The organism is Bacillus thuringiensis (assembly GCF_001595725.1).
GTDB classification, from domain to species: domain Bacteria; phylum Bacillota; class Bacilli; order Bacillales; family Bacillaceae_G; genus Bacillus_A; species Bacillus_A thuringiensis_K.
Genome location: NZ_CP014282.1, coordinates 5,001,558 through 5,021,475, shown reverse-complemented (window position 1 = coordinate 5,021,475; position 19,918 = coordinate 5,001,558). Strand labels below are relative to the sequence as shown.

The window sequence follows — 19,918 nt, the reverse complement described above, 5'->3', positions numbered from 1 at the left end:
ATTGCTACATATAAATAAAAGGATGCAGGGGGACTACAATTGAAAAAAGTAAGAAAAGCAATTATTCCAGCAGCTGGTCTGGGAACAAGATTTTTACCAGCAACGAAAGCGATGCCGAAAGAAATGTTACCTATCGTTGATAAACCAACAATTCAATACATAGTAGAAGAAGCGATAGAATCAGGAATTGAAGATATTATTATTGTTACTGGAAAAGGTAAACGTGCCATTGAAGATCATTTTGATCATTCCTTTGAATTAGAGCAAAGCTTACTAGAAAAAGGGAAGCATGAGATGCTAGAAAAAGTACAAGCTTCTTCAAAAATTAATATTCATTACATAAGACAAAAAGAACCAAAAGGGCTGGGACACGCAGTATGGTGTGCCCGTAAATTTATTGGAAATGAGCCGTTTGCAGTATTACTTGGTGATGATATTGTTCAAGCAGAAACGCCATGTTTACGTCAATTAATGGATCAATATGAAGGTACACAGTCGTCAGTTATTGGGGTACAAACAGTACCTGAAAACGAAACACATCGTTACGGTATTATCGATCCGATTGAACAAAGCGATCGCCGTTATCAAGTACGTCAATTTGTGGAGAAGCCAGCTCAAGGAACTGCCCCATCAAATTTAGCAATTATGGGACGTTACGTATTAACGCCAGAAATCTTTATGTTCCTTGAAAATCAACAAACAGGTGCGGGGGGAGAAATCCAATTAACAGATGCGATTCAACGTTTAAATGAAGTTCAACGTGTATTTGCTTATGACTTTGAGGGTACGCGTTACGATGTTGGGGAGAAGTTTGGATTTATTAAGACGACGATTGAGATGGCGCTACAAAATGAAGAATTAAATGTAGAGTTAATGAAGTATATGAAGGAACTTGTAAAAAAGGAAGAGGTACATTCATAGGAGAATGTCCTTTTTTATTATGAATAAGATAAGAATTATATAAAGAAGGGAACAGGTATATTGAGTTATCGAAGACGGCTCTCATTATTGATTTTATTAGATTCATTTATCGTATTAACTGCCGTGTATTTAAGTTATTGGTTTATACATCCAAATGTATTAAACAAAATTCCTATGACAGTAGTTATTAGTTCTATTACATTATTATGTAGTCATCATGTTTTTGCTGCTATTTATAAGCTTTATAACAAGGCGTGGGAATATGCAAGTATTGGAGAGCTAAAGCAAATATTTAAGGCAATTACGCTATCAATTTTAGTAACAGCAATTGTTCAACAAATTATTAATCACGATATTTATGTTCGAATTTTAGCAATCGCATGGATGTTACATTTATTGTTAATTGGTGGTTCTCGTTTTGTATGGCGTATGTTCCGTGATACATATATTTCGAAAGCAACTGATAAAAAACGAACATTAATTATTGGTGCAGGTTCAGCAGGGACAATGGTTGTACGTCAATTACAACATAATAAAGAAGCAGATTTGTATCCAATTGCGTTTGTTGATGATGATAGAAATAAGCAAAAATTGGAGATTTATAATGTACCGGTTATTGGTACAACAAATCATATTCAAGAAATTGTAGAAGATAATGATATAGAACATATCATTATTGCAATCCCTTCATTAAACAGAGGGCAAATAAATGAGATTTTTGAGAAGTGTAGAAAAACGAAGGCGAAAACGCAAATTGTGCCGATGTTAGAAGATTTATTAGATGGAAAAGTGTCTGTAAATGAATTTCGTGATGTGCAAGTGGAAGATTTACTAGGGAGAGAGCCTGTTCAATTAGATGATAAGGGAATAGGTGAGAAGATTCAGGATAAGACGGTTTTAATAACGGGTGCTGGGGGCTCTATTGGATCAGAGATTTGCCGTCAGATTTTAAAATATAAACCAGCAAAAATGGTTCTTTTAGGACATGGGGAGAATAGCATTTATCATATTGAGATGGAATTGAGAACTAAGTATAAAGAGCAAGCGGAATTTGTAACAGAAATTGCTGACATACAAGATCGAAATAAAATATTTGAAATAATGAAAAAACACAAGCCTTTTGTTGTATACCATGCAGCTGCACATAAACACGTTCCATTGATGGAAAGAAATCCTGAAGAAGCTGTAAAGAATAATATAATTGGTACCAAAAATGTTGCAGAAGCCGCAGATACATTTGGAATAAATACATTTGTCATGGTTTCAACAGATAAAGCGGTAAACCCAACAAATGTAATGGGAGCAACAAAGCGTGTTGCAGAAATGGTTGTTCAACACATGGCTATGATCAGTCAAACAAGATTTGTTGCTGTTAGGTTTGGAAATGTATTAGGTAGTCGCGGAAGTGTAATTCCATTGTTTAAAAAACAAATTCAAAGTGGAGGACCAGTTACAGTTACCCACCCAGATATTACTCGTTACTTTATGACCATTCCAGAGGCATCACGACTTGTAATCCAAGCAGGATCTTTGGCAAGAGGTGGAGAGCTATTTGTATTAGATATGGGCGAACCTGTTAAAATTGCAGATTTGGCAAAGAATTTAATTCAGCTTTCGGGTTATTCTATTGAGGAAATTGGAATTGAATATAGTGGACTAAGACCGGGAGAGAAGATGTACGAAGAGTTGTTAAATGATAATGAAATTCATAAGGAACAAGTATTTCCTAAAATCCATATAGGAAAGGCTGTTTTAAAAGATTTTGAATCCATTCAACAATTTATAAATGAGTTTGAGCAGATGAGTCAAGAGAGTATTAGGAAAACTTTATTAGATTTTGCGAATAATAAAGTTGAAGTAAATAGCTAAATTTAAAATATTGAGTATAACAAGAGGCTTTTGCCGGATGTTTAAAATCAGCTAGCTAGTTTTAAAACGAAAATTAATTAGTAAAGTGAGGAAGCTTAAATGATTAATAATACAATAAGAAATATCCCGTTTTCTCCACCAGACATTACAGAAGTAGAAATAGAAGAAGTAATAAAAGCGATGAAGTCGGGTTGGATTACAACAGGTCCTAGAACAAAGGAACTTGAAAAGAAAATAGCTGAATATGTTGGGACAAATAAAGCGGTTTGCTTAAACTCAGCTACGGCTGCTATGGAGTTAACACTTCGAATTTTAGGTGTAGGACCCGGAGATGAGGTTATTACTTCAGCTTATACTTATACAGCTTCTGCATCAATTATAGAGCACGTAGGGGCAAAAATTGTTTTAGTTGATACCGCTCCTGATTCTTTTGAAATGGATTATGAAAAGCTTTCTGATGCAATTACTGAAAAGACTAAGGTAATTATTCCAGTTGATATTGCGGGTAAAATGTGTGATTACGATACAATATATAGCATAGTAGAAAGCAAAAAAGATTTATTCAAACCTAATAATAAAACTCAAGATTTATTTGAAAGAATAATTGTAATGACCGATGCAGCGCATGCATTTGGTGCTGAACGAAAAGGAAAGAGATGTGGGCAAGTTGCTGATTTTACTTGCTATTCTTTCCATGCTGTGAAGAATTTAACAACGGCAGAAGGTGGGGGCGTTGTATGGCGCAATGATTTAGGTTTAGACGATGAGTGGGTATATCAACAATTTATGTTATACAGCCTTCATGGACAATCTAAGGATGCCCTAGCAAAGACTCAAAAAGGCGCATGGGAGTATGATATTGTTTACCCAGCTTATAAATGTAATATGACAGATATAATGGCAGCAATTGGATTAGTCCAGTTGGATAGATATGAATCTCTTATGGGTAGACGTAGAGAGATTATTGAAATGTATGACAAAGAATTGTTGCCATATGGAATTCAAAGTCTGAAACATTATGGGGATGATTTCTCTTCATCGGGACATCTTTATTTAGCAAGAATACCTGGGATTGAAGAGTCTGAAAGAAATAAAATTATTATTGAGTTAGCCGAGATGGGAATTGCAAGCAATGTACATTATAAACCATTGCCTATGTTTACAGCGTATAAAAACTTAGGATTTGATATAAAGAATTATCCTAATGCATTTAATATGTATAAAAATGAAATCACGTTACCTTTGCATACAAGATTAACAAATGAAGAGGTAAAATATATTACTGATACTTTTAAAGAGATTTTAAACAATAGATAAGGAGAACTATAAATATATGAAAAAAAGAGTTCTAATTCTAGGAGTTGCAGCAGTTCAGATGGATGCGATCTTGGAACTGAAAAAAATGGGATATGAAACTTATGCTTGTGCAATGGCTAAAGATGGACCTGGAGCAGATGTAGCAGATCACTTTGCCGAAATAAATATTTTAGATTCAGAGGCAATTATTGATTATATCGAGAAAAACCAAATTTCTGTTGTTTACTCAACAGGTTCAGACTTAGCTATGCCGATAGCATCTTTAATCAGTGAAAAATTAGAAATGCCACATTTTGTATCAGAAAAAACGGCACGTATATGTAATAATAAGGACTTAATGAGAAAAACTTTGGGGAACGACTTTGAAGGAAATGTAAAATTTCAGGTTGTAAAAAGTGAAGATGATGAATTAAAAATGGAATTTCCTTTTATCTTAAAACCAGCTGATTCACAAGGGCAAAGAGGGGTAAAATTAGTTCAAAATCGAGAGGAATATGTAGAAAGCTATAAGGCTGCTACAGAATATTCTCGTTCCGGATTAGTAATATTAGAACAATATATTTCTGGTCCAGAACTTTCTGTAAATGGTTATCTAGTAAATGGAAAAGTGAAATATTTAGTTGCGTCCGATAGAGAAACTTGGCCTGAATATACGGGATTAATTCATAAACACATTGTCCCAACTGTAAACCTTACTTCTAATACTACGAGTTTATTAAATAGCATAATAGAAGCTGCATGTGCCAAATTGGAAATAAAAAATGGACCTGTTTATGCACAAATGAAATTAGAAGAGGGAATGCCATATATTATTGAAATAACCCCTCGTTTAGATGGTTGCCATATGTGGAATTTACTATCTTATTATAATGAAGTTAATTTAATGAAGCTAACATTTGAGCACTTATTAAATGGAGATACTTCTGAATTGGAGAATATCAAAAAAAAACCAAATGATAAATATATTTTGGAATTTATCTGTCAAAAACCAAATACCGCAGCAGATTATTTGGCATTTGAAAACCAAATAGAAAATTCCCTAGATAGCTTTAATTATTACAAACAAGGAGATAATATCCGTCCAGTAAATGGCAAAAATGATAAAATTGGATATTTTATTTATAAAGATTAAATAAAGACATTGAATAATTTGAGAGTAGTGCTGATTAGGATTAAAAAAAATTATGGAGAGAGAGACTAAGATGAAAATAGCTGTTACTGGTGGAACGGGTTTTCTAGGTCAATACGTTGTTGAAAGCATTAAAAATGAAGGGAATACTCCCATCATTTTAACAAGAAGTATTGGTAGTAAAACGATGAGTGATTACGAATACAGAATTTCGGATTATACTTTGGAAGACTTAATAAATCAATTAAATGATGTAGATGCAGTAGTGCATCTTGCGGCCACAAGAGGGAGCCAAGGGAAGATATCTGAGTTTCATGATAATGAAATTCTAACACAAAATTTATACGATGCATGCTATGAAAATAATATTAGTAATATTGTGTATGCATCTACAATATCAGCCTATTCTGATGAAACGTCCCTACCGTGGAATGAGAAGGAATTACCGTTACCTGATTTAATGTACGGTGTTAGTAAGTTGGCCTGTGAGCATATTGGAAATATTTATTCTAGAAAAAAAGGGCTTTGTATTAAAAACTTGAGATTCGCCCATTTATATGGGTTTAATGAAAAAAATAATTATATGATTAATAGGTTTTTCAGACAAGCATTTCATGGTGAACAATTAACTTTACATGCTAATAGTGTTGCAAAAAGAGAGTTTCTATATGCAAAAGATGCAGCAAAATCTGTAATTTGTGCATTAAAACAAGAGAAGCTTTCAGGTGCTTTTAATATAGGTAGTGGGGATGCTTTAACAAATTATGAAGTTGCAAATACAATTAATAATGCGTTTGGAAACAAAGATAATTTATTAGTGAAAGATCCTAATGCTAATGAAGGAATACATTCTTCTTATATGGATAGTAGTAAAGCAAAGGAATTACTAGATTTTTCAACAGATTATAATTTTGCCACAGCAGTAGAGGAAATACATTTATTAATGCGGGGGTTGGATGATGTACCGTTATGGTATTAAACGCGTTTTTGATATAATAGGCTCTCTATTATTACTTCCTTTTTTACTAATAATCATGATACCGGTAGTTATTATGATTAAATTAGAAGATAAGGGACCTGTTTTCTATAATGCGCCTAGATTGGGAAAAGGAATGAGAGAATTTCCTATGTATAAGTTTCGTTCGATGAAAGTAAATGCACCGGATATTCGTAATGAAGATGGTAGTACATTTAATTCTGATAACGACCCAAGGGTAACAAAAATTGGAAATGTTTTAAGGAAGACAAGTATAGATGAACTTCCACAACTACTTAATGTACTAAAAGGTGATATGAGTTTTGTAGGTCCAAGACCAAGTCCATTAGGAAATAAGGATATTTATCCAAAAGAATTCTTTAAAAAGTTTGATGTCCGACCTGGTATTACAGGTTATAATCAAGCGGTCTTAAGAAATAATTCTACAATGGAGCAACGTGTGAAAAATGATGTGTATTATGTAGAAAATGTATCGTTTATGTTGGATCTAAAGGTTATATTCTTAACGGCAACCTCTGTAATAAAATCAAAAAATATAAATAGAAATAACGATGAAAAACAAAAGGTGGGAAATTAGTGAATAATTGTTTGATACTCTTGACCAATTATTACCCTTTTCATAAAGGTGAGGAATATTTGGAATCAGAAATAGAGTACCTATCTAAGAGTTATAAAAAGATTTATATTATTTCAACTATGGTATCTAATGAGATGCAACAGACTAGGACTGTCCCTGAAAATGTTGTGATTTTACCAATAGGAATAAAACATTCCATTGCAGGAAAATCCAAAATGGTATTAAGGCAATTTAGTACTATTAATAAGGATAAATTAAAAACAAAAATGATTAAAGCGGATTCTAAAGGGAAACTGTCGCATAAATTATATTGTTATTATTTTGAAAGTCGTGCAATGGATGTATATGATCGAGCGGAGCGTCAATTGAATGAGTATGATTTTGAACAGTATGATTCAATTACAGTATATAGTTATTGGTTATATATAACTGCAAGAGTTGCTGTAGAATTAAAGCATAAATATTTTAAAGAAAGAAATCCATATACAATTTCGCGCGCACATAGATATGATTTGTATGAAGATGCGGCACCTTTGAAGTATTTACCGGAGAGAGACTATTTATTAAAGTCTCTTGATGCAGTATATCCTTGTTCGCAAGATGGAGTAGAGGCCTTAAATCAAACATATCCTGCATATAAGGATAAGATAAGTGTAGAAAGATTGGGAACAATCTCAACTAATGTACTTAGTAATACTATGAACGATAAGTTATATATTGTGAGCTGTTCTGTAGTACGTAAGGTAAAACGAATTGATTTACTAATAGAAGCTTTAGTGAAGTTGGAAGAGAAGAATATCCCATATGTCTGGACTCATATTGGTGGAGGCCCAGAGTTTGAACGTATAAAAAAATTAGCAAAAAGTAAACTTAATATGGAACAAGTTAAATTTACTGGATTCGTTAAAAATCAAGAGGTTTTAAATTGGTATCAAGAAAATCCTGCAACTGTTTTTGTTAATTTATCTGCATCCGAAGGAGTACCTGTAGCAATCATGGAAGCAATATCTATGGGGCTTCCAGTTATCGCTACGGATGTTGGTGGTACAAGGGAAATTGTTGAAAATGGAAAAAATGGATATCTATTAGATAAAGATTGTACGGTTAAAGAAATTGTTGAATCACTTAATGGATTTCATAGCATGAATAGTGAGCAATATAAGAAAATGTGTGATAATGCGTTAGGAATTTGGAAGGAAAGAAGTAATGCTGAGGTTCTTTATTCTGAATTTGTAAATCAGCTTGTTTTAGAAAATAGTAGATATTTAAATTTATCCATATAAGAGGAGAAACTTTTATGAGTTTGCGGTATAAAATTAATAAACTACGATTTGCGGTTTTATCAAATGGATTTAAAAGAGCTGACTATTTAAGGAAAAAAAATATCCTTCATGGGATAGGTGAGAATGTATTCTTTCAGCCGAGGAAACTACCTGGAGATCCTAAATTAATTCGATTACATAATAATATATCAATTGCATCAGGAGTAGTTTTTGTATGCCATGATGTGCTACATCAGGTCTTTAATTATATGTCAAATGATTCAGAGGAATTTGTTTTTCACATGGGATGTATAGAGGTTATGGATAATGTTTTTATTGGCTCAAATTCTATAATTATGCCTAATGTTCGCATTGGTTCAAATGTTATTATTGCTGCTGGTAGTATTGTAACAAAGGATGTTCCAAGTGGGGTAATTGTGGCTGGTACACCAGCTACAATTATTGGAGAATTTAATAATGTTTACCTGAAAAGAGCTCAGGAAGGTATTACTCAACGAAAATATAGTAGACAGCAGAGAATAGATAATCTATGGATAGATTTTGTGAAGAACAGGAAATAACCAAGCTTAGATAAATAAAATTTATTGAATGAATGGGGGTGTACCATTGGTTAAAATTTTGAGGTATTTTACTTTGTTTTTTTCAATCGTCATTTTTATTATTGGGATGATTTTTTCAGAGTTAAATATCATATTAACAGCTATTTGTGGGATGTTTATCCATAATATACTATATTCAGGTGAACGTTTAAGTGAAAGAATAGTATTTTTTGCTTTTAATGGTACTTTTTTCACTTTTTTAGTAGCAAGATTAGTAGTTAAGCCATTAACTGGATATTATGATAAATATAATGATAGCTATTATGGATTAGATTTTAATAATGAACAGATAATATGGAGTATCTTTGTTACCTTATTTCTTGGTTTATTATTTTTATTTTTGGGATATTGTTTTGTAAAAGATGATGAGCAAAAAAGAAATAAAGAGGTTAAAAGGTATGGTACAAAAAATATAAAAAATATTGCATTTATAAGTAAAATTTTATTTTATTTTACTTATATTTTTAATTTTTTAGTGCTATGGGATAAGGCGAAATTTACTAATGACGTAGGATATATGGAATTGTATTCTTCATATGCCTCCTCATTTCCATCGTGGGTAATTAAATTGGCAGAAATGTGCCCGGTGGCATTATTTGTATATTTAGGTACTATGCCAACTAAGAAAAAGACAGTATTCCCCTTATTTTTATATCTTGTGTTAGGGGGTTTCTCGCTAGCAGTGGGACAGAGAAATAATTTCGTATTAAATGTATTGATGATTGTAGTTTATCTATGTTTTAGAAATGTTACGGATAAAGATCAGAGCTGGTTTGGGAAAAAGGAAATTATGTTATGTCTAGGTGCATTTCCAGTAATGCTTGTATTATTAAATACAGTATCGTATCTTCGAATGGACAGTACAGTTCAACATTCCTTTTTAGAGGGAATAAGTGAATTTTTCTATGCACAGGGCGTAAGTGCAAATTTAATTGGTTACGCTCAAACATTAGCGCCCCAATTACCAGAAGGCAAGCTTTATACTATTGGTAGATTAACTGATTTTATTAATAATAATAGTATAACTCAGGCATTATTTGATGTGCCAAAGTACACTGCACAAAGTATAGAATCAGCATTGTATGGAAATAGTTTTGCAGATAGTGTTTCTTATATTCTCAGTCCTTCCAGATATATAACAGGATGGGGGTACGGTTCTAGCTATATTGCTGAACTGTTTAAAGATTTTAGTTATTTTGGAGTTATAATAGGAAACTTTATAATTGGAATAATCTTAGCTTTAATGCCTAAGTTATTTAAAAAAGGTATTTTAGGGGCTTGGATGTGCTTATCGATGACAAGGTTATTGTTATATGCACCACGTGATACTTTTACATCTTTTATTGTTTCTACATTTAGTTTAATAAACCTTTTAACAATATGCATAATTTTCTTAGGGGCGATGATTATGCCAGATCCGAAACGTGGAAAAGACTATGAAGGAATCAGATGTTAAAAATGTTCAAACCTAATTGGAAAGGTGTTTAAAATGTTGATTTCATTAATCATCCCAGTATACAATGCAGAGAAATTCTTGCCAAGATGTTTGGAGAGTATTAGGAACCAAAGTTACCGGGATTTGGAGATTGTTTTAGTGAATGATGGATCCACTGATCGGAGTGGATTAATTTGTGATGAATATGCTCAAAAAGATAAACGTTTTAAGGTTATTCATAAGGAAAATGGTGGAGTTTCTTCAGCGAGAAATGCTGCACTAAGTATAGCTAGTGGGGCATATATTGGGTTTGTGGATCCAGATGATTGGATTGATCCTATTATGTTTGAAAAGCTACATGAATTAATTCAAAAGCATCAAGTAGATATGGCGATTTGTGGATATATTAAGGAAAATGTTGATGGAGATATTCTACAGGAGACAGTTGCACCAAGTGTTAAGGTACTAAATAGAACAGAAGCGTTAAACAGTATCCTTGATGTTAATGGATTTAGAGGGTTTTTATGGAATAAACTGTTTTCATCGAAATTATTCCATAAGAATTTTGAAATACATTTTGATGAGAATATTCACTTTTGTGAAGACCTATTATTCTGTTGCAAGGCTATTTTAAACGCTGAAAATATTGTGTATGATTCTACACCATACTATCATTATATAATTCATGATAATAATGCATCTAAGGCAAAATACAGTTTGAAAAAATTAACTGCTCTAGATGCAGTGGAGAACATAATTCGTGTATTAAATATTGATGATGTTGATATAAAAAAATATAAAAGCTATTATGTGCATATGAACATAAGTTTATTAATGCATGGTATACAAGAAGGAACTATTGAAGAAAAACATTATGAGAAATTAAAAAAGAATTTGTATCGTTTTAAAGTAAGCGATTTAAATGGTAGTTTCCTGAAAATTTCTACCCTAATTGCTAGAATGAACGTTCGACTCTATTATTTCATTTGGAAAAAATTTAAAAAAGCTTAATTTTTTTGTTTTAAGAATGAATGTAATAGTTTTTATTTTGCAGTTGATAATATTAATTATAAAAATTTGATTTAACAAATTTAATGCTAGAGGGTTCGTTATATGCCGTCTAGCATTAAATTTAAACCTTGAAATTTTTGTGATTAATATTATTTTAATTTAGGTAGTAAAAAATAAAGAGGTAAATACATGAACAGTTCGGTTAAAAGATTTGCTAAGAATTTTTCTTATACACTTATTACTCATGTTTTGGCTACTGTAATATCCATAGTTCTAATATTAATAGTGCCAAGATTTATTAGTATTAATGATTATGGATACTGGCAGTTATATATTTTTTATATATCATATATATCATATATGTCCTTAGGTTTAACTGATGGCGCTTATTTACGTTATGGCGGATATGAATATGAAGATTTAAATAAGAAAGTTTTTGTATCGCAATATTGGTTTCTAGTTGTATTAGAGATTTTTATTAGCTCTTCAATTGTGCTATTTTATATTTTAGTTTCACCAGGTACAAGTAAAACGATAGTTGTTCTGTTTACTTGCTTAGCTGGTATATTGATAGTTCCACGTTCTTTGTTAATGTTTATGCTACAAGCTACTAATCGTATTAAAGAATCATCTATTATGTTAATGATTGAACGTGTAATATACTTTATATTAGTCATTGCTTTTTTAATTAGTGGAATCAAGCAATTTGAGTATCTTATTGTAGCTGATATAATTGGTAAGATTTTCTCAGTATTCTATTCTTTTTATGTATGTAAAGAATTAGTTATTGGGAAATTTGAGTCGGTGAAAATGAGTATAAAAGAAATAGTAATAAATATTTCTGTGGGCAGTAAGTTATTATTTGCTAATTTAGCGAGTATGCTTATTATTGGAATAGTACGCTTTTTTATTGAAGCTAACTGGAGTATCGAGACTTTTGGAAAGGTCGCTTTAACATTAAGTATCTCCAATATGTTGATGTTGTTTATTAACGCAATAGCGGCAGTCTTGTTTCCTACTTTAAAACGTACACCGCAAGAAAGATTGCCTGCAATTTATAAAATGGTAAGAACACTTATCACACTACCGTTAGTAGGGCTTTTAATTTTTTATTATCCACTAAAAGTGATCTTATCAGCATGGTTGCCACAATATGCCGATAGTTTAACTTATATGGCATTGTTATTTCCAATGTGTTTGTATGAAGGTAAAATGTTATTATTAATTAATACATATTTAAAGACCCTTCGTAAAGAAAAATGGATGTTGATAATAAATTTAACTACGGTTGCTATGAGTTTAGTATTAACATGTATAAGTGTATTTGTATTAAATAGTTTAAATTTAACAATATTATGTATAATATTGTTATTAGCATTTAGATGTATTGTTGCAGAAATTTATCTAGCAAGATTTTTAAATATTGAAGTTAAGATGGATATTATATTAGAGTTAAGTATAACAATAGTATTTATTGTTATATCGTGGTATTTAAGTGTTATATCAGCATTGTTCATTTATCTGGTAGTATATATGATTTACTTAATGATTAAGAAAAATGATATAATTGATTTATGGCGTAATGTTAAAATGCTGATTAAGTCTAAATAAAAGAACCGATTGTTAGAAATTATATAACCAAAAAATTTATCTAGCGGTTTTTAGGGGAATTACTAATATTCATTCGTATAGTTAAATTAGATGGAATATGTAGAACCAATAGGTGTTCAAGTAGAAAGAAGGGTAAGTAATGAAAAAGAAAATCCTATTTTGGATATTGGGAATTATAGGAATCCTAATTATAGGTGGAGGAGCTTATGCCTATAGTATATACTCTTCTGTCTCAAAAACATTAGATGAAGTTCATAAGCCATTGAAACGCGATAAAGATTCTAAAGGTACTGAAGAAGTGAAAATTAGCAAATCTGAACCCGTTTCAATTTTATTATTAGGGGTAGATGAACGAGGGAATGAAAAAGGTAGATCTGATTCTTTAATACTTATTACATTAAACCCTAAAAATAATTCTATGAAGACAGTGAGTATTCCACGTGATACATATACTGAAATTGTTGGAAAAGGAAAGAGTGATAAAATTAACCATGCCTACGCATTTGGTGGGGTAGACATGTCTGTAGCGACAGTAGAAAAATTCTTGAATGTTCCTATTAATTATTATATTGAAGTGAATATGGCAGGATTTAAGGATATTGTGGATGCAGTTGGTGGGGTAGATGTCAATAATGATTTAGAGTTTAAACAAGACAAGCATCATTTTGCTAAAGGAAATATTCATTTAACAGGTGATGAGGCACTATCATTCACACGTATGCGCTATGAAGATCCACGCGGTGACTTCGGACGTCAAATGCGTCAGCGCCAAGTGATGCAAGCTGTTATTAAGAAAGGTGCTACTTTCTCTTCTTTAACAAGTTATGGTGATGTGTTAACAGCAATTCAAAAAAATGTGAAGACAAACTTAACGCAAGATCAAATGTTTGATATGCAAAAGAATTATAAAAATTGTCTGGAAAACAGTGAAGATATTCAAATCCCAGGTGACGGTCACAAAGCCGCTGATGGTATTTGGTACTACTATGTCCCAGAGGCAGCAAAACAAGATTTAACGAATAAGTTAAGGGCACATCTTGAAGTGACTAAGTAATATGTAATAACCCAACTCCTTTGGAAGGAGTTGGGTTTATTTTTGCATGGATTTATATTAGTATTATATATTGTGAGATTAATAGATGAGGTGAATCGATGAATAAGAAAGCAGTACTTGTCCTTGTTGTTTTTGTATTGTTTGTTGCTTCGATTGTGAGCGGTAAATTGTACTGGAATAAGAAAGTTGCAAATGCAACAGGACAAACGAGTGAAGTAACGAAAACAAAGGCTGAAGTGAAAGATAGCGGAGCGAAGAAAGAAGAGAAAAAGGAAGAGAAAAAACAAGATGCGAAGTCATCTTTTAATGAGGCATACGCGAAGAACTTGCCAGATGCAGTGAAAGAGAAGTTAAAGAAAGCTGCTGAGGATAAAAAGGCAGTAAATCTTATTATCGTTGGTGATGAAGCTTCTTCATCTGAAAAAGGTGCTTGGGCAGCTAAGTTAACGTCTAATTTAGAAACTGCTTACGGTAAAGGTTTATGGAATGTGACTGTAAAGGAATATAAGGGTGAAAGCACAGAAGAGTTAATCGCGAATAAGCGTGATAAAGAGATTGTGAAAGAGAATCCAGATGTGATTTTATTTGAGCCACCATTTATTACTGATAACGGTAAAACTGGTAATGGGAACTCTGTCGCAAATACACAGAAGTTCGTTCAAGCACTTTCTACTAGTGCAAAGGGTGCTACGATTATGATTCAACCATCAAATCCAGTGTATGGTGCGAAAAATTATCCGAAATCGATTGAAGCATTAAAACAATTTGCGACGCAAAATAATTATACATATATTGATCATTGGGGAGCATGGCCGGATGCTTCAACGAAAGGTATTTTACCATACCTACGAGAAGAATTTGGTTTCCCAAGTGCAAAAGGGCATGATGTTTGGGCGAAATATGTAACTGATTATTTTGTAGCTAAGTAATGAAGGAGAAATAAAAGGTGTACGAGTTATCGTATACCTTTTCCTTTTATAAATAGGATATCTGAAATAGTAGGAGGAAAACAATGAACTCAATCCTAATCTGCGGCGGAGCCGGGTACATCGGTTCTCACGCTGTGAAAAAATTAGTAGACGAAGGTTTATCTGTAGTAGTAGTAGATAACTTACAAACTGGTCATGAAGATGCAATTACGGAAGGCGCGAAGTTTTATAATGGCGACCTTCGTGATAAATCATTTTTAAGGGATGTTTTTAAAAAAGAAAATATTGAGGCGGTTATGCACTTTGCAGCTGATTCTTTAGTTGGGGTTAGTATGGAGCAGCCTCTGCAATATTATAATAATAATGTGTATGGTGCACTTTGTTTATTAGAGGTAATGAATGAGTTTAAGGTAGATAAGTTCATTTTCTCTTCTACTGCGGCAACGTATGGTGAGGTAGATGTTGATCTTATTACTGAAGAAACGATGACGAATCCAACGAATACGTATGGAGAGACGAAGTTAGCAATCGAGAAGATGCTTCATTGGTATAGCCAAGCTTCAAATTTACGTTATAAGATCTTTAGATACTTTAATGTGGCTGGTGCAACTCCAAGTGGTATTATTGGAGAAGATCATCGCCCAGAGACACATTTAATTCCTCTTGTGTTGCAAGTGGCTTTAGGTCAACGTGAGAAGATTATGATGTTTGGTGATGATTATAATACACCAGACGGTACTTGTATCCGTGATTATATTCATGTTGAAGATTTAGTAGCGGCTCATTTCTTAGGGCTTAAAGACTTGCAGAACGGCGGAGAGAGTGATTTCTATAACTTAGGAAATGGTAATGGTTTCAGTGTAAAGGAAATCGTTGATGCAGTCCGTGAGGTTACAAATCATGAAATTCCTGCTGAGGTAGCACCGCGCCGTGCGGGCGATCCAGGACGTTTAGTTGCCTCTTCTAAGAAAGCGAAAGAGAAGCTAGAATGGGATCCTAAGTATGTAAATGTTAAGACAATCATTGAACATGCTTGGAATTGGCATCAAAAGCAACCGAATGGATATGCTAAATAAATATAATAAGTGAAAGAGGGGGTATCGTCGACAAAATATGTTCGACAATACCCTCTCTTTTTTTATAGGATTTTTGCTATACTAAACTGTACTATAATACATGATGGAAGGAGGAGAATGATGAAAATACTTGTGGTTGATGATGAATCGAGTATTCGTAATTTGATTCGGATGCAGTTGGAGATGGAAGGTTATGAAGTATTGGCAGCGGCTGATGGGAGAGAAGCGTTAGAGCGATGGAATGAAGGGCCGGATGTATTGATTTTGGATGTTATGCTTCCGGATACGGATGGGTATGAGTTGCTTCGTTTGTTCCGTGAGAGGGATAGGGATATTCCGGTGCTTATGTTAACAGCAAAGAGTCAGATGAATGATAAGTTGCTTGGCTTGCAGCTTGGTGCTGATGATTATGTGACGAAGCCGTTTAATTATGCGGAGCTTATTCTTCGGGTTAAGAATATGGCGCGGCGTGTAAAGAAGACGGAGGCGGCTGTAAGTCATGAAGTAATTGAGGCTGGAGAGATAGTGATTTGTCCTAAGGAAAGAAAGGTACATGTGAGTGGACAAGAGATTCAGTTAACGTACCGAGAGTTTAATTTATGTCAGTTATTTGTTTCAAATCCGCAGCGTGTGTTTATGAGGGATGAGTTACTTGAGAAAGTATGGGGATTTGAGTATATCGGAAATACGAGAGCAGTTGATATTATGGTGCAGAGACTTCGAAAGAAGCTTGGGACGAGCGGGGAATATATTAAGACAATTTATGGCGTTGGCTATAAACTGGATTGTTAAGTGGTGATGGTATGTCTTTAAAGCGAAATATGGTGTTCGGAATAGTGGGGCTGTTAATTCCGATTTTTGTTCTTTTATATGCAGTTGTTTATATTACGTTAGAAAAGAATATGTATCATAACGCAGCAGATTCTTTAGAAAAGTTAAGTGTAGAAGCACAAATTTATACGATGAATTATTTAGAGAAGGAAGCAGAAGTGGATACGCTTGGTCCGAATTCACTTTTAATTGCGTCGTATTTAGCGAAGCGTATGGATGTCCGTGTGCAGATGATCGGGAAGAATGGCGATGTTGTTGCAGATACACAAAAAGGAGCATTGCTTCACCGTAACATCGACATTGAGAGTTCCTTGAAGGGAAAGAAGTCTTACGTTTTTGAGGAGGCGGATCCAGCTCCTATTCTTTTGTTTTCAAGCCCAGTATATTATGGAAACGATGTCATTGGAAGTATTCGTTTTATAAATGAGTTAACGGGTGAGAAGGAAGTTTTAACAAATGTGAGCTGGACTTTCTTAATGACGTCTCTTTGTTTAGTAGCTACCGGTATTTTCTTTGCGATTCGTTTGGCGAAGTCTCTTCATAAACCAATTGATCAGTTGAGACACAGCGGCTCGCGAATGGTGATTATAAGAGTAAGATTGAGTTAAATGAGTACGTGGAAATCGCTCAGCTTTCAGCATCTTTTAACGCGATGGCCGATGGAATTGAGCTGCATATTAAGCAATTGCAGGAGGAGAAAGAGAAGCAGAAAGATTTCCTAGACCGCATTACACATGAGCTAAAAACACCGCTAACGGCAATTATCGGTTATGTTGATTTAATTCCGAAGTTACAATCGAAAGAAGATGTACAGGAAAGTCTTCGTTATGTGGCTGTGGAAAGTGAGCGTTTATTATCACTTGTAGAGGAATTGCTTAAGTCCTCGAAATATGGAACGAGTACGTTTGAAGTATCACCTACAGTTGTGAACATAAAGGAATTGGCAGAAGAAGCAGTTTCAATTGTGAAGCCTCGTCTAAATCAGTTTGAAATTGCAGTGATAAATGAGTTAACGGATGTACATGTTGTTGCGGATTTTGATAAGACAAAGCAAATTTTCTTAAATGTGCTTGATAATGCAATTAAGTATAGTGATGCTTCGCACATTCGTATGAATGTAATTATAAATGAGCATGAGGCGAAGGTCTTTGTTCATGATGATGGCATCGGTATAGATGAAGTGGTGCTTGCAGAGTGGAATGAGTCTCCGAAAGGAAAGGCACTTCCTTCTAGTTACGGGAATGGTTATGGTTTGTATATTTGTCAGGAGATTATGAGTAAGCAGGGCGGAAGCATGCGGATTGAGAGTAGTGAAGAAATAGGTACTACAATATTCATTACATTTTTGCTTCCGAGAAGGATGGAAGACATAAAAAACTTGAAAGCGGTTAAATGATACATTTATGAAACAATTATGCGGTATTTTCGAAACAACGTTTTTTTATCTTGGAGGTAGGCAGAAATGAAAAGGCTATCATTTCAAATTCTTATGTTTGTCATTTGTATGATTGTTTCTCTTGTTTTGTTTTATGTTATGGAGAAGCAAATATATAATCGAATCAACATTGTAAATGATAAACAAGCCGTTTTACAAAGGGTGAATGAATCTCTTCCAATTGAAGTGAAAGTAAGACATGAAAAGTGGGGAGAAATCATTGTAACGGATGAAGTTCGTTTGCATACGATTATTTCATTCTTTGACCGAATTCGAATAGAGCCTGGGGACGTTAAGAGCCAAGAACAAGTATTTACTGGAGAAGTAACGTACTTGAATGGACATAAGCGTACTTTTGCAGTAGGTGACTTGTTCCAGTATGGGGAAAATGTATACGGAAAGAATGGCATGGATCCGATGATTTCAGCACTTCAAACGTATTTATTAAGCCTGTATTACACGCCAGAGCGTATTAGTGATTTCTTTGCTTCAGCAAAGGATGTCGTAGTACGTCAAGGTGATGTGGTACGTACTATCAATCTTACGCACATACTTGATTCTATTCGATACGCAAAGCAAATTACAGATTACGGAGAAATTCAGAAGTTATTACAATCACAGAATGAACCGATTGCTTATATTACAGCTTATAAAACAGGTAAGCGTGTAAAGAATGATCATGAAGATATTCTTACGATTTCTGTGTATCCATCGTACTTTGTTGTGCAATATCTCGGTGATAATAACGGAAATGTCATGTATATGAAAGGCTCTCTAGCAGAGTTATTCGTAAAGGAGAATGCGTCATGAGAAAGATAGCCTTTTTCTTCTTTTTGCTAGTAATTGGAGGAGCGATGTCTAGTTGCTCTCGAGATACAACCTCTATTAAATATAGTAAAAATGGTCTCCCTATTTTGGATGATCGTCATATTGTTGCGTATGTAGCGGCTCGTGAGGAAGTTGGTGAAGCGTTACTGTCATCATTTTGTAAACCGCGCGGATGTACGTATGAATTTATTCGTCTTTCAACAGAAGAACTTCTTCGTAGAGTGGAAGAAGAAGCTGGAAATCCGAAGGCGGATATTATTATTGGTGGTACAGTAGATGCGCATCAAATGATGAAGCAAAAAAATCTTTCTATTCCTGTCATAAGCCAACATGCAAATCGTATTTCAAAGACTGTTAAAGATAAAGATGGTTATTGGTACGGTTATGAAGTGGAGAAGCTGGCAATTGCGATTAATAAGGAGCGGTGGAACGAGGAAATAGCACCGCTCGGTCTCTCGTATCCGTTAAGATGGAAAGATTTATTGAATCCAGTATATAAAGGAAAGATTGTCATGCCCGATCCAAATGTTTCAGGTACAGCATATACGTTTTTCCAATCACTTATTGATACGTTAGGTGAAGAGGAAGCGAAGGAATATGTGAAGAATCTGGCAGAACAAGTTGGAGAAGTAACAGTGAATGGTTACATCCCAGCAGAACTTGTTGCGAGCGGTGAATATATGATAGGCATCAACTTTATGGGAGATCAGAGAATGCTTCAAAAACAAGGCTTTCCTATTTTAAGTAACGAACCTGAGCAAACAGGGTTATCCGTTAATGCGATTTCTAAACTAAAACGTGCACCGAGTGGTATTATTGCGGATTTATTTATTGATTATTGTTTATCAGAAGAAGCGGGTCACATTTTAGAAAAAGTGTCGTTTGGCGTACCAACGATGTTTGCGAAGAATGAGAAAGAAATAGAAGGACAGCCGGTTAGAAGGACGAACCAAAATATATCAAATAGCGGAATAATCGAGATATGGAATAGACAGCGTCTCTCTCTGAAGTGAGAA

17 protein-coding genes and 1 pseudogene are annotated in these 19,918 nt (G+C 33.8%); all 18 read left to right on the top strand.

Going from position 1 to position 19,918, the window contains the following annotated elements; genetic code table 11:
- The first annotated feature begins 39 nt into the window (after positions 1 to 39).
- The 18 genes and pseudogenes from bpsC (at position 40) to AXW78_RS25215 (ending at position 19,915) form a co-directional block, all read left to right on the top strand.
- Positions 40 to 921: a UTP--glucose-1-phosphate uridylyltransferase BpsC gene (gene bpsC / locus AXW78_RS25300; protein WP_000757806.1), complete on the top strand. Its 882-nt coding sequence runs from the start codon at positions 40 to 42 to the stop codon at positions 919 to 921.
- A 60-nt stretch (positions 922 to 981) separates the two neighbouring features.
- Complete coding sequence (locus AXW78_RS25295; protein ID WP_025709681.1) at positions 982 to 2,790, top strand: polysaccharide biosynthesis protein; 1,809 nt, start codon at positions 982 to 984, stop codon at positions 2,788 to 2,790.
- 99 nt (positions 2,791 to 2,889) lie between these two features.
- Positions 2,890 to 4,107, top strand: coding sequence for a DegT/DnrJ/EryC1/StrS family aminotransferase (locus AXW78_RS25290; RefSeq protein WP_061884780.1), 1,218 nt, complete (start codon positions 2,890 to 2,892; stop codon positions 4,105 to 4,107).
- A 16-nt stretch (positions 4,108 to 4,123) separates the two neighbouring features.
- Complete coding sequence (locus AXW78_RS25285; RefSeq protein WP_061884779.1) at positions 4,124 to 5,239, top strand: ATP-grasp domain-containing protein; 1,116 nt, start codon at positions 4,124 to 4,126, stop codon at positions 5,237 to 5,239.
- Between the two features lie 70 nt (positions 5,240 to 5,309).
- Entirely contained in the window at positions 5,310 to 6,215 is a 906-nt protein-coding gene (locus tag AXW78_RS25280; protein WP_000686361.1) for an NAD-dependent epimerase/dehydratase family protein, read from the top strand.
- Positions 6,196 to 6,810: a sugar transferase gene (locus tag AXW78_RS25275; RefSeq protein WP_000286452.1), complete on the top strand. Its 615-nt coding sequence runs from the start codon at positions 6,196 to 6,198 to the stop codon at positions 6,808 to 6,810. The genes AXW78_RS25280 and AXW78_RS25275 overlap by 20 nt, the downstream gene beginning before the upstream one ends.
- Positions 6,810 to 8,093, top strand: a complete 1,284-nt coding sequence (locus AXW78_RS25270) for a glycosyltransferase (protein ID WP_061884778.1) — start codon at positions 6,810 to 6,812, stop codon at positions 8,091 to 8,093. The genes AXW78_RS25275 and AXW78_RS25270 overlap by 1 nt, the downstream gene beginning before the upstream one ends.
- Before the next feature lie 14 nt (positions 8,094 to 8,107).
- Positions 8,108 to 8,653 carry an acyltransferase gene (locus tag AXW78_RS25265; RefSeq protein ID WP_000058751.1) on the top strand — a complete coding sequence of 182 codons (546 nt, stop codon included), beginning with the start codon at positions 8,108 to 8,110 and terminating at the stop codon, positions 8,651 to 8,653.
- A 46-nt stretch (positions 8,654 to 8,699) separates the two neighbouring features.
- Positions 8,700 to 10,148 carry an O-antigen polysaccharide polymerase Wzy family protein gene (locus AXW78_RS25260; protein ID WP_231122434.1) on the top strand — a complete coding sequence of 483 codons (1,449 nt, stop codon included), beginning with the start codon at positions 8,700 to 8,702 and terminating at the stop codon, positions 10,146 to 10,148.
- A 33-nt stretch (positions 10,149 to 10,181) separates the two neighbouring features.
- Positions 10,182 to 11,138 (top strand): glycosyltransferase, encoded by a 957-nt coding sequence (locus AXW78_RS25255; RefSeq protein ID WP_061884776.1) that lies wholly within the window; start codon positions 10,182 to 10,184, stop codon positions 11,136 to 11,138.
- Positions 11,139 to 11,327: 189 nt separating this feature from the next.
- The gene (locus AXW78_RS25250) at positions 11,328 to 12,749 is read left to right on the top strand and encodes an MATE family efflux transporter (RefSeq protein WP_001089084.1); all 1,422 of its coding nucleotides are present in this window, start codon (positions 11,328 to 11,330) and stop codon (positions 12,747 to 12,749) included.
- 139 nt (positions 12,750 to 12,888) lie between these two features.
- On the top strand, positions 12,889 to 13,803 hold the full coding sequence (locus tag AXW78_RS25245; protein ID WP_000727039.1) for a polyisoprenyl-teichoic acid--peptidoglycan teichoic acid transferase TagU: 915 nt from the start codon (positions 12,889 to 12,891) through the stop codon (positions 13,801 to 13,803).
- A gap of 98 nt (positions 13,804 to 13,901) precedes the next feature.
- The gene (locus AXW78_RS25240) at positions 13,902 to 14,732 is read left to right on the top strand and encodes an SGNH/GDSL hydrolase family protein (protein WP_061884775.1); all 831 of its coding nucleotides are present in this window, start codon (positions 13,902 to 13,904) and stop codon (positions 14,730 to 14,732) included.
- Between the two features lie 83 nt (positions 14,733 to 14,815).
- The gene (galE, locus tag AXW78_RS25235; RefSeq protein ID WP_001084656.1) at positions 14,816 to 15,808 is read left to right on the top strand and encodes a UDP-glucose 4-epimerase GalE; all 993 of its coding nucleotides are present in this window, start codon (positions 14,816 to 14,818) and stop codon (positions 15,806 to 15,808) included.
- A gap of 120 nt (positions 15,809 to 15,928) precedes the next feature.
- Complete coding sequence (locus AXW78_RS25230; protein WP_000699553.1) at positions 15,929 to 16,600, top strand: response regulator transcription factor; 672 nt, start codon at positions 15,929 to 15,931, stop codon at positions 16,598 to 16,600.
- 11 nt (positions 16,601 to 16,611) lie between these two features.
- Positions 16,612 to 18,035 (top strand): annotated as a pseudogene (locus AXW78_RS25225) (HAMP domain-containing sensor histidine kinase).
- A gap of 66 nt (positions 18,036 to 18,101) precedes the next feature.
- The gene (locus AXW78_RS25220; protein WP_061884774.1) at positions 18,102 to 18,884 is read left to right on the top strand and encodes a DUF3919 family protein; all 783 of its coding nucleotides are present in this window, start codon (positions 18,102 to 18,104) and stop codon (positions 18,882 to 18,884) included.
- Entirely contained in the window at positions 18,881 to 19,915 is a 1,035-nt protein-coding gene (locus tag AXW78_RS25215) for an ABC transporter substrate-binding protein (RefSeq protein WP_001225641.1), read from the top strand. The genes AXW78_RS25220 and AXW78_RS25215 overlap by 4 nt, the downstream gene beginning before the upstream one ends.
- Positions 19,916 to 19,918 lie beyond the last annotated feature (3 nt).

Coding starts and splice junctions, on each gene's coding strand:
- AXW78_RS25290 (WP_061884780.1), top strand. CDS start 2,890: ATGATTAATAATACAATAAGAAATATCCCGTTTTCTCCACCAGACATT.
- AXW78_RS25285 (WP_061884779.1), top strand. CDS start 4,124: ATGAAAAAAAGAGTTCTAATTCTAGGAGTTGCAGCAGTTCAGATGGAT.
- AXW78_RS25280 (WP_000686361.1), top strand. CDS start 5,310: ATGAAAATAGCTGTTACTGGTGGAACGGGTTTTCTAGGTCAATACGTT.
- AXW78_RS25275 (WP_000286452.1), top strand. CDS start 6,196: ATGTACCGTTATGGTATTAAACGCGTTTTTGATATAATAGGCTCTCTA.
- AXW78_RS25265 (WP_000058751.1), top strand. CDS start 8,108: ATGAGTTTGCGGTATAAAATTAATAAACTACGATTTGCGGTTTTATCA.
- AXW78_RS25255 (WP_061884776.1), top strand. CDS start 10,182: ATGTTGATTTCATTAATCATCCCAGTATACAATGCAGAGAAATTCTTG.
- AXW78_RS25250 (WP_001089084.1), top strand. CDS start 11,328: ATGAACAGTTCGGTTAAAAGATTTGCTAAGAATTTTTCTTATACACTT.
- AXW78_RS25245 (WP_000727039.1), top strand. CDS start 12,889: ATGAAAAAGAAAATCCTATTTTGGATATTGGGAATTATAGGAATCCTA.
- AXW78_RS25240 (WP_061884775.1), top strand. CDS start 13,902: ATGAATAAGAAAGCAGTACTTGTCCTTGTTGTTTTTGTATTGTTTGTT.
- galE (WP_001084656.1), top strand. CDS start 14,816: ATGAACTCAATCCTAATCTGCGGCGGAGCCGGGTACATCGGTTCTCAC.
- AXW78_RS25230 (WP_000699553.1), top strand. CDS start 15,929: ATGAAAATACTTGTGGTTGATGATGAATCGAGTATTCGTAATTTGATT.
- AXW78_RS25220 (WP_061884774.1), top strand. CDS start 18,102: ATGAAAAGGCTATCATTTCAAATTCTTATGTTTGTCATTTGTATGATT.
- AXW78_RS25215 (WP_001225641.1), top strand. CDS start 18,881: ATGAGAAAGATAGCCTTTTTCTTCTTTTTGCTAGTAATTGGAGGAGCG.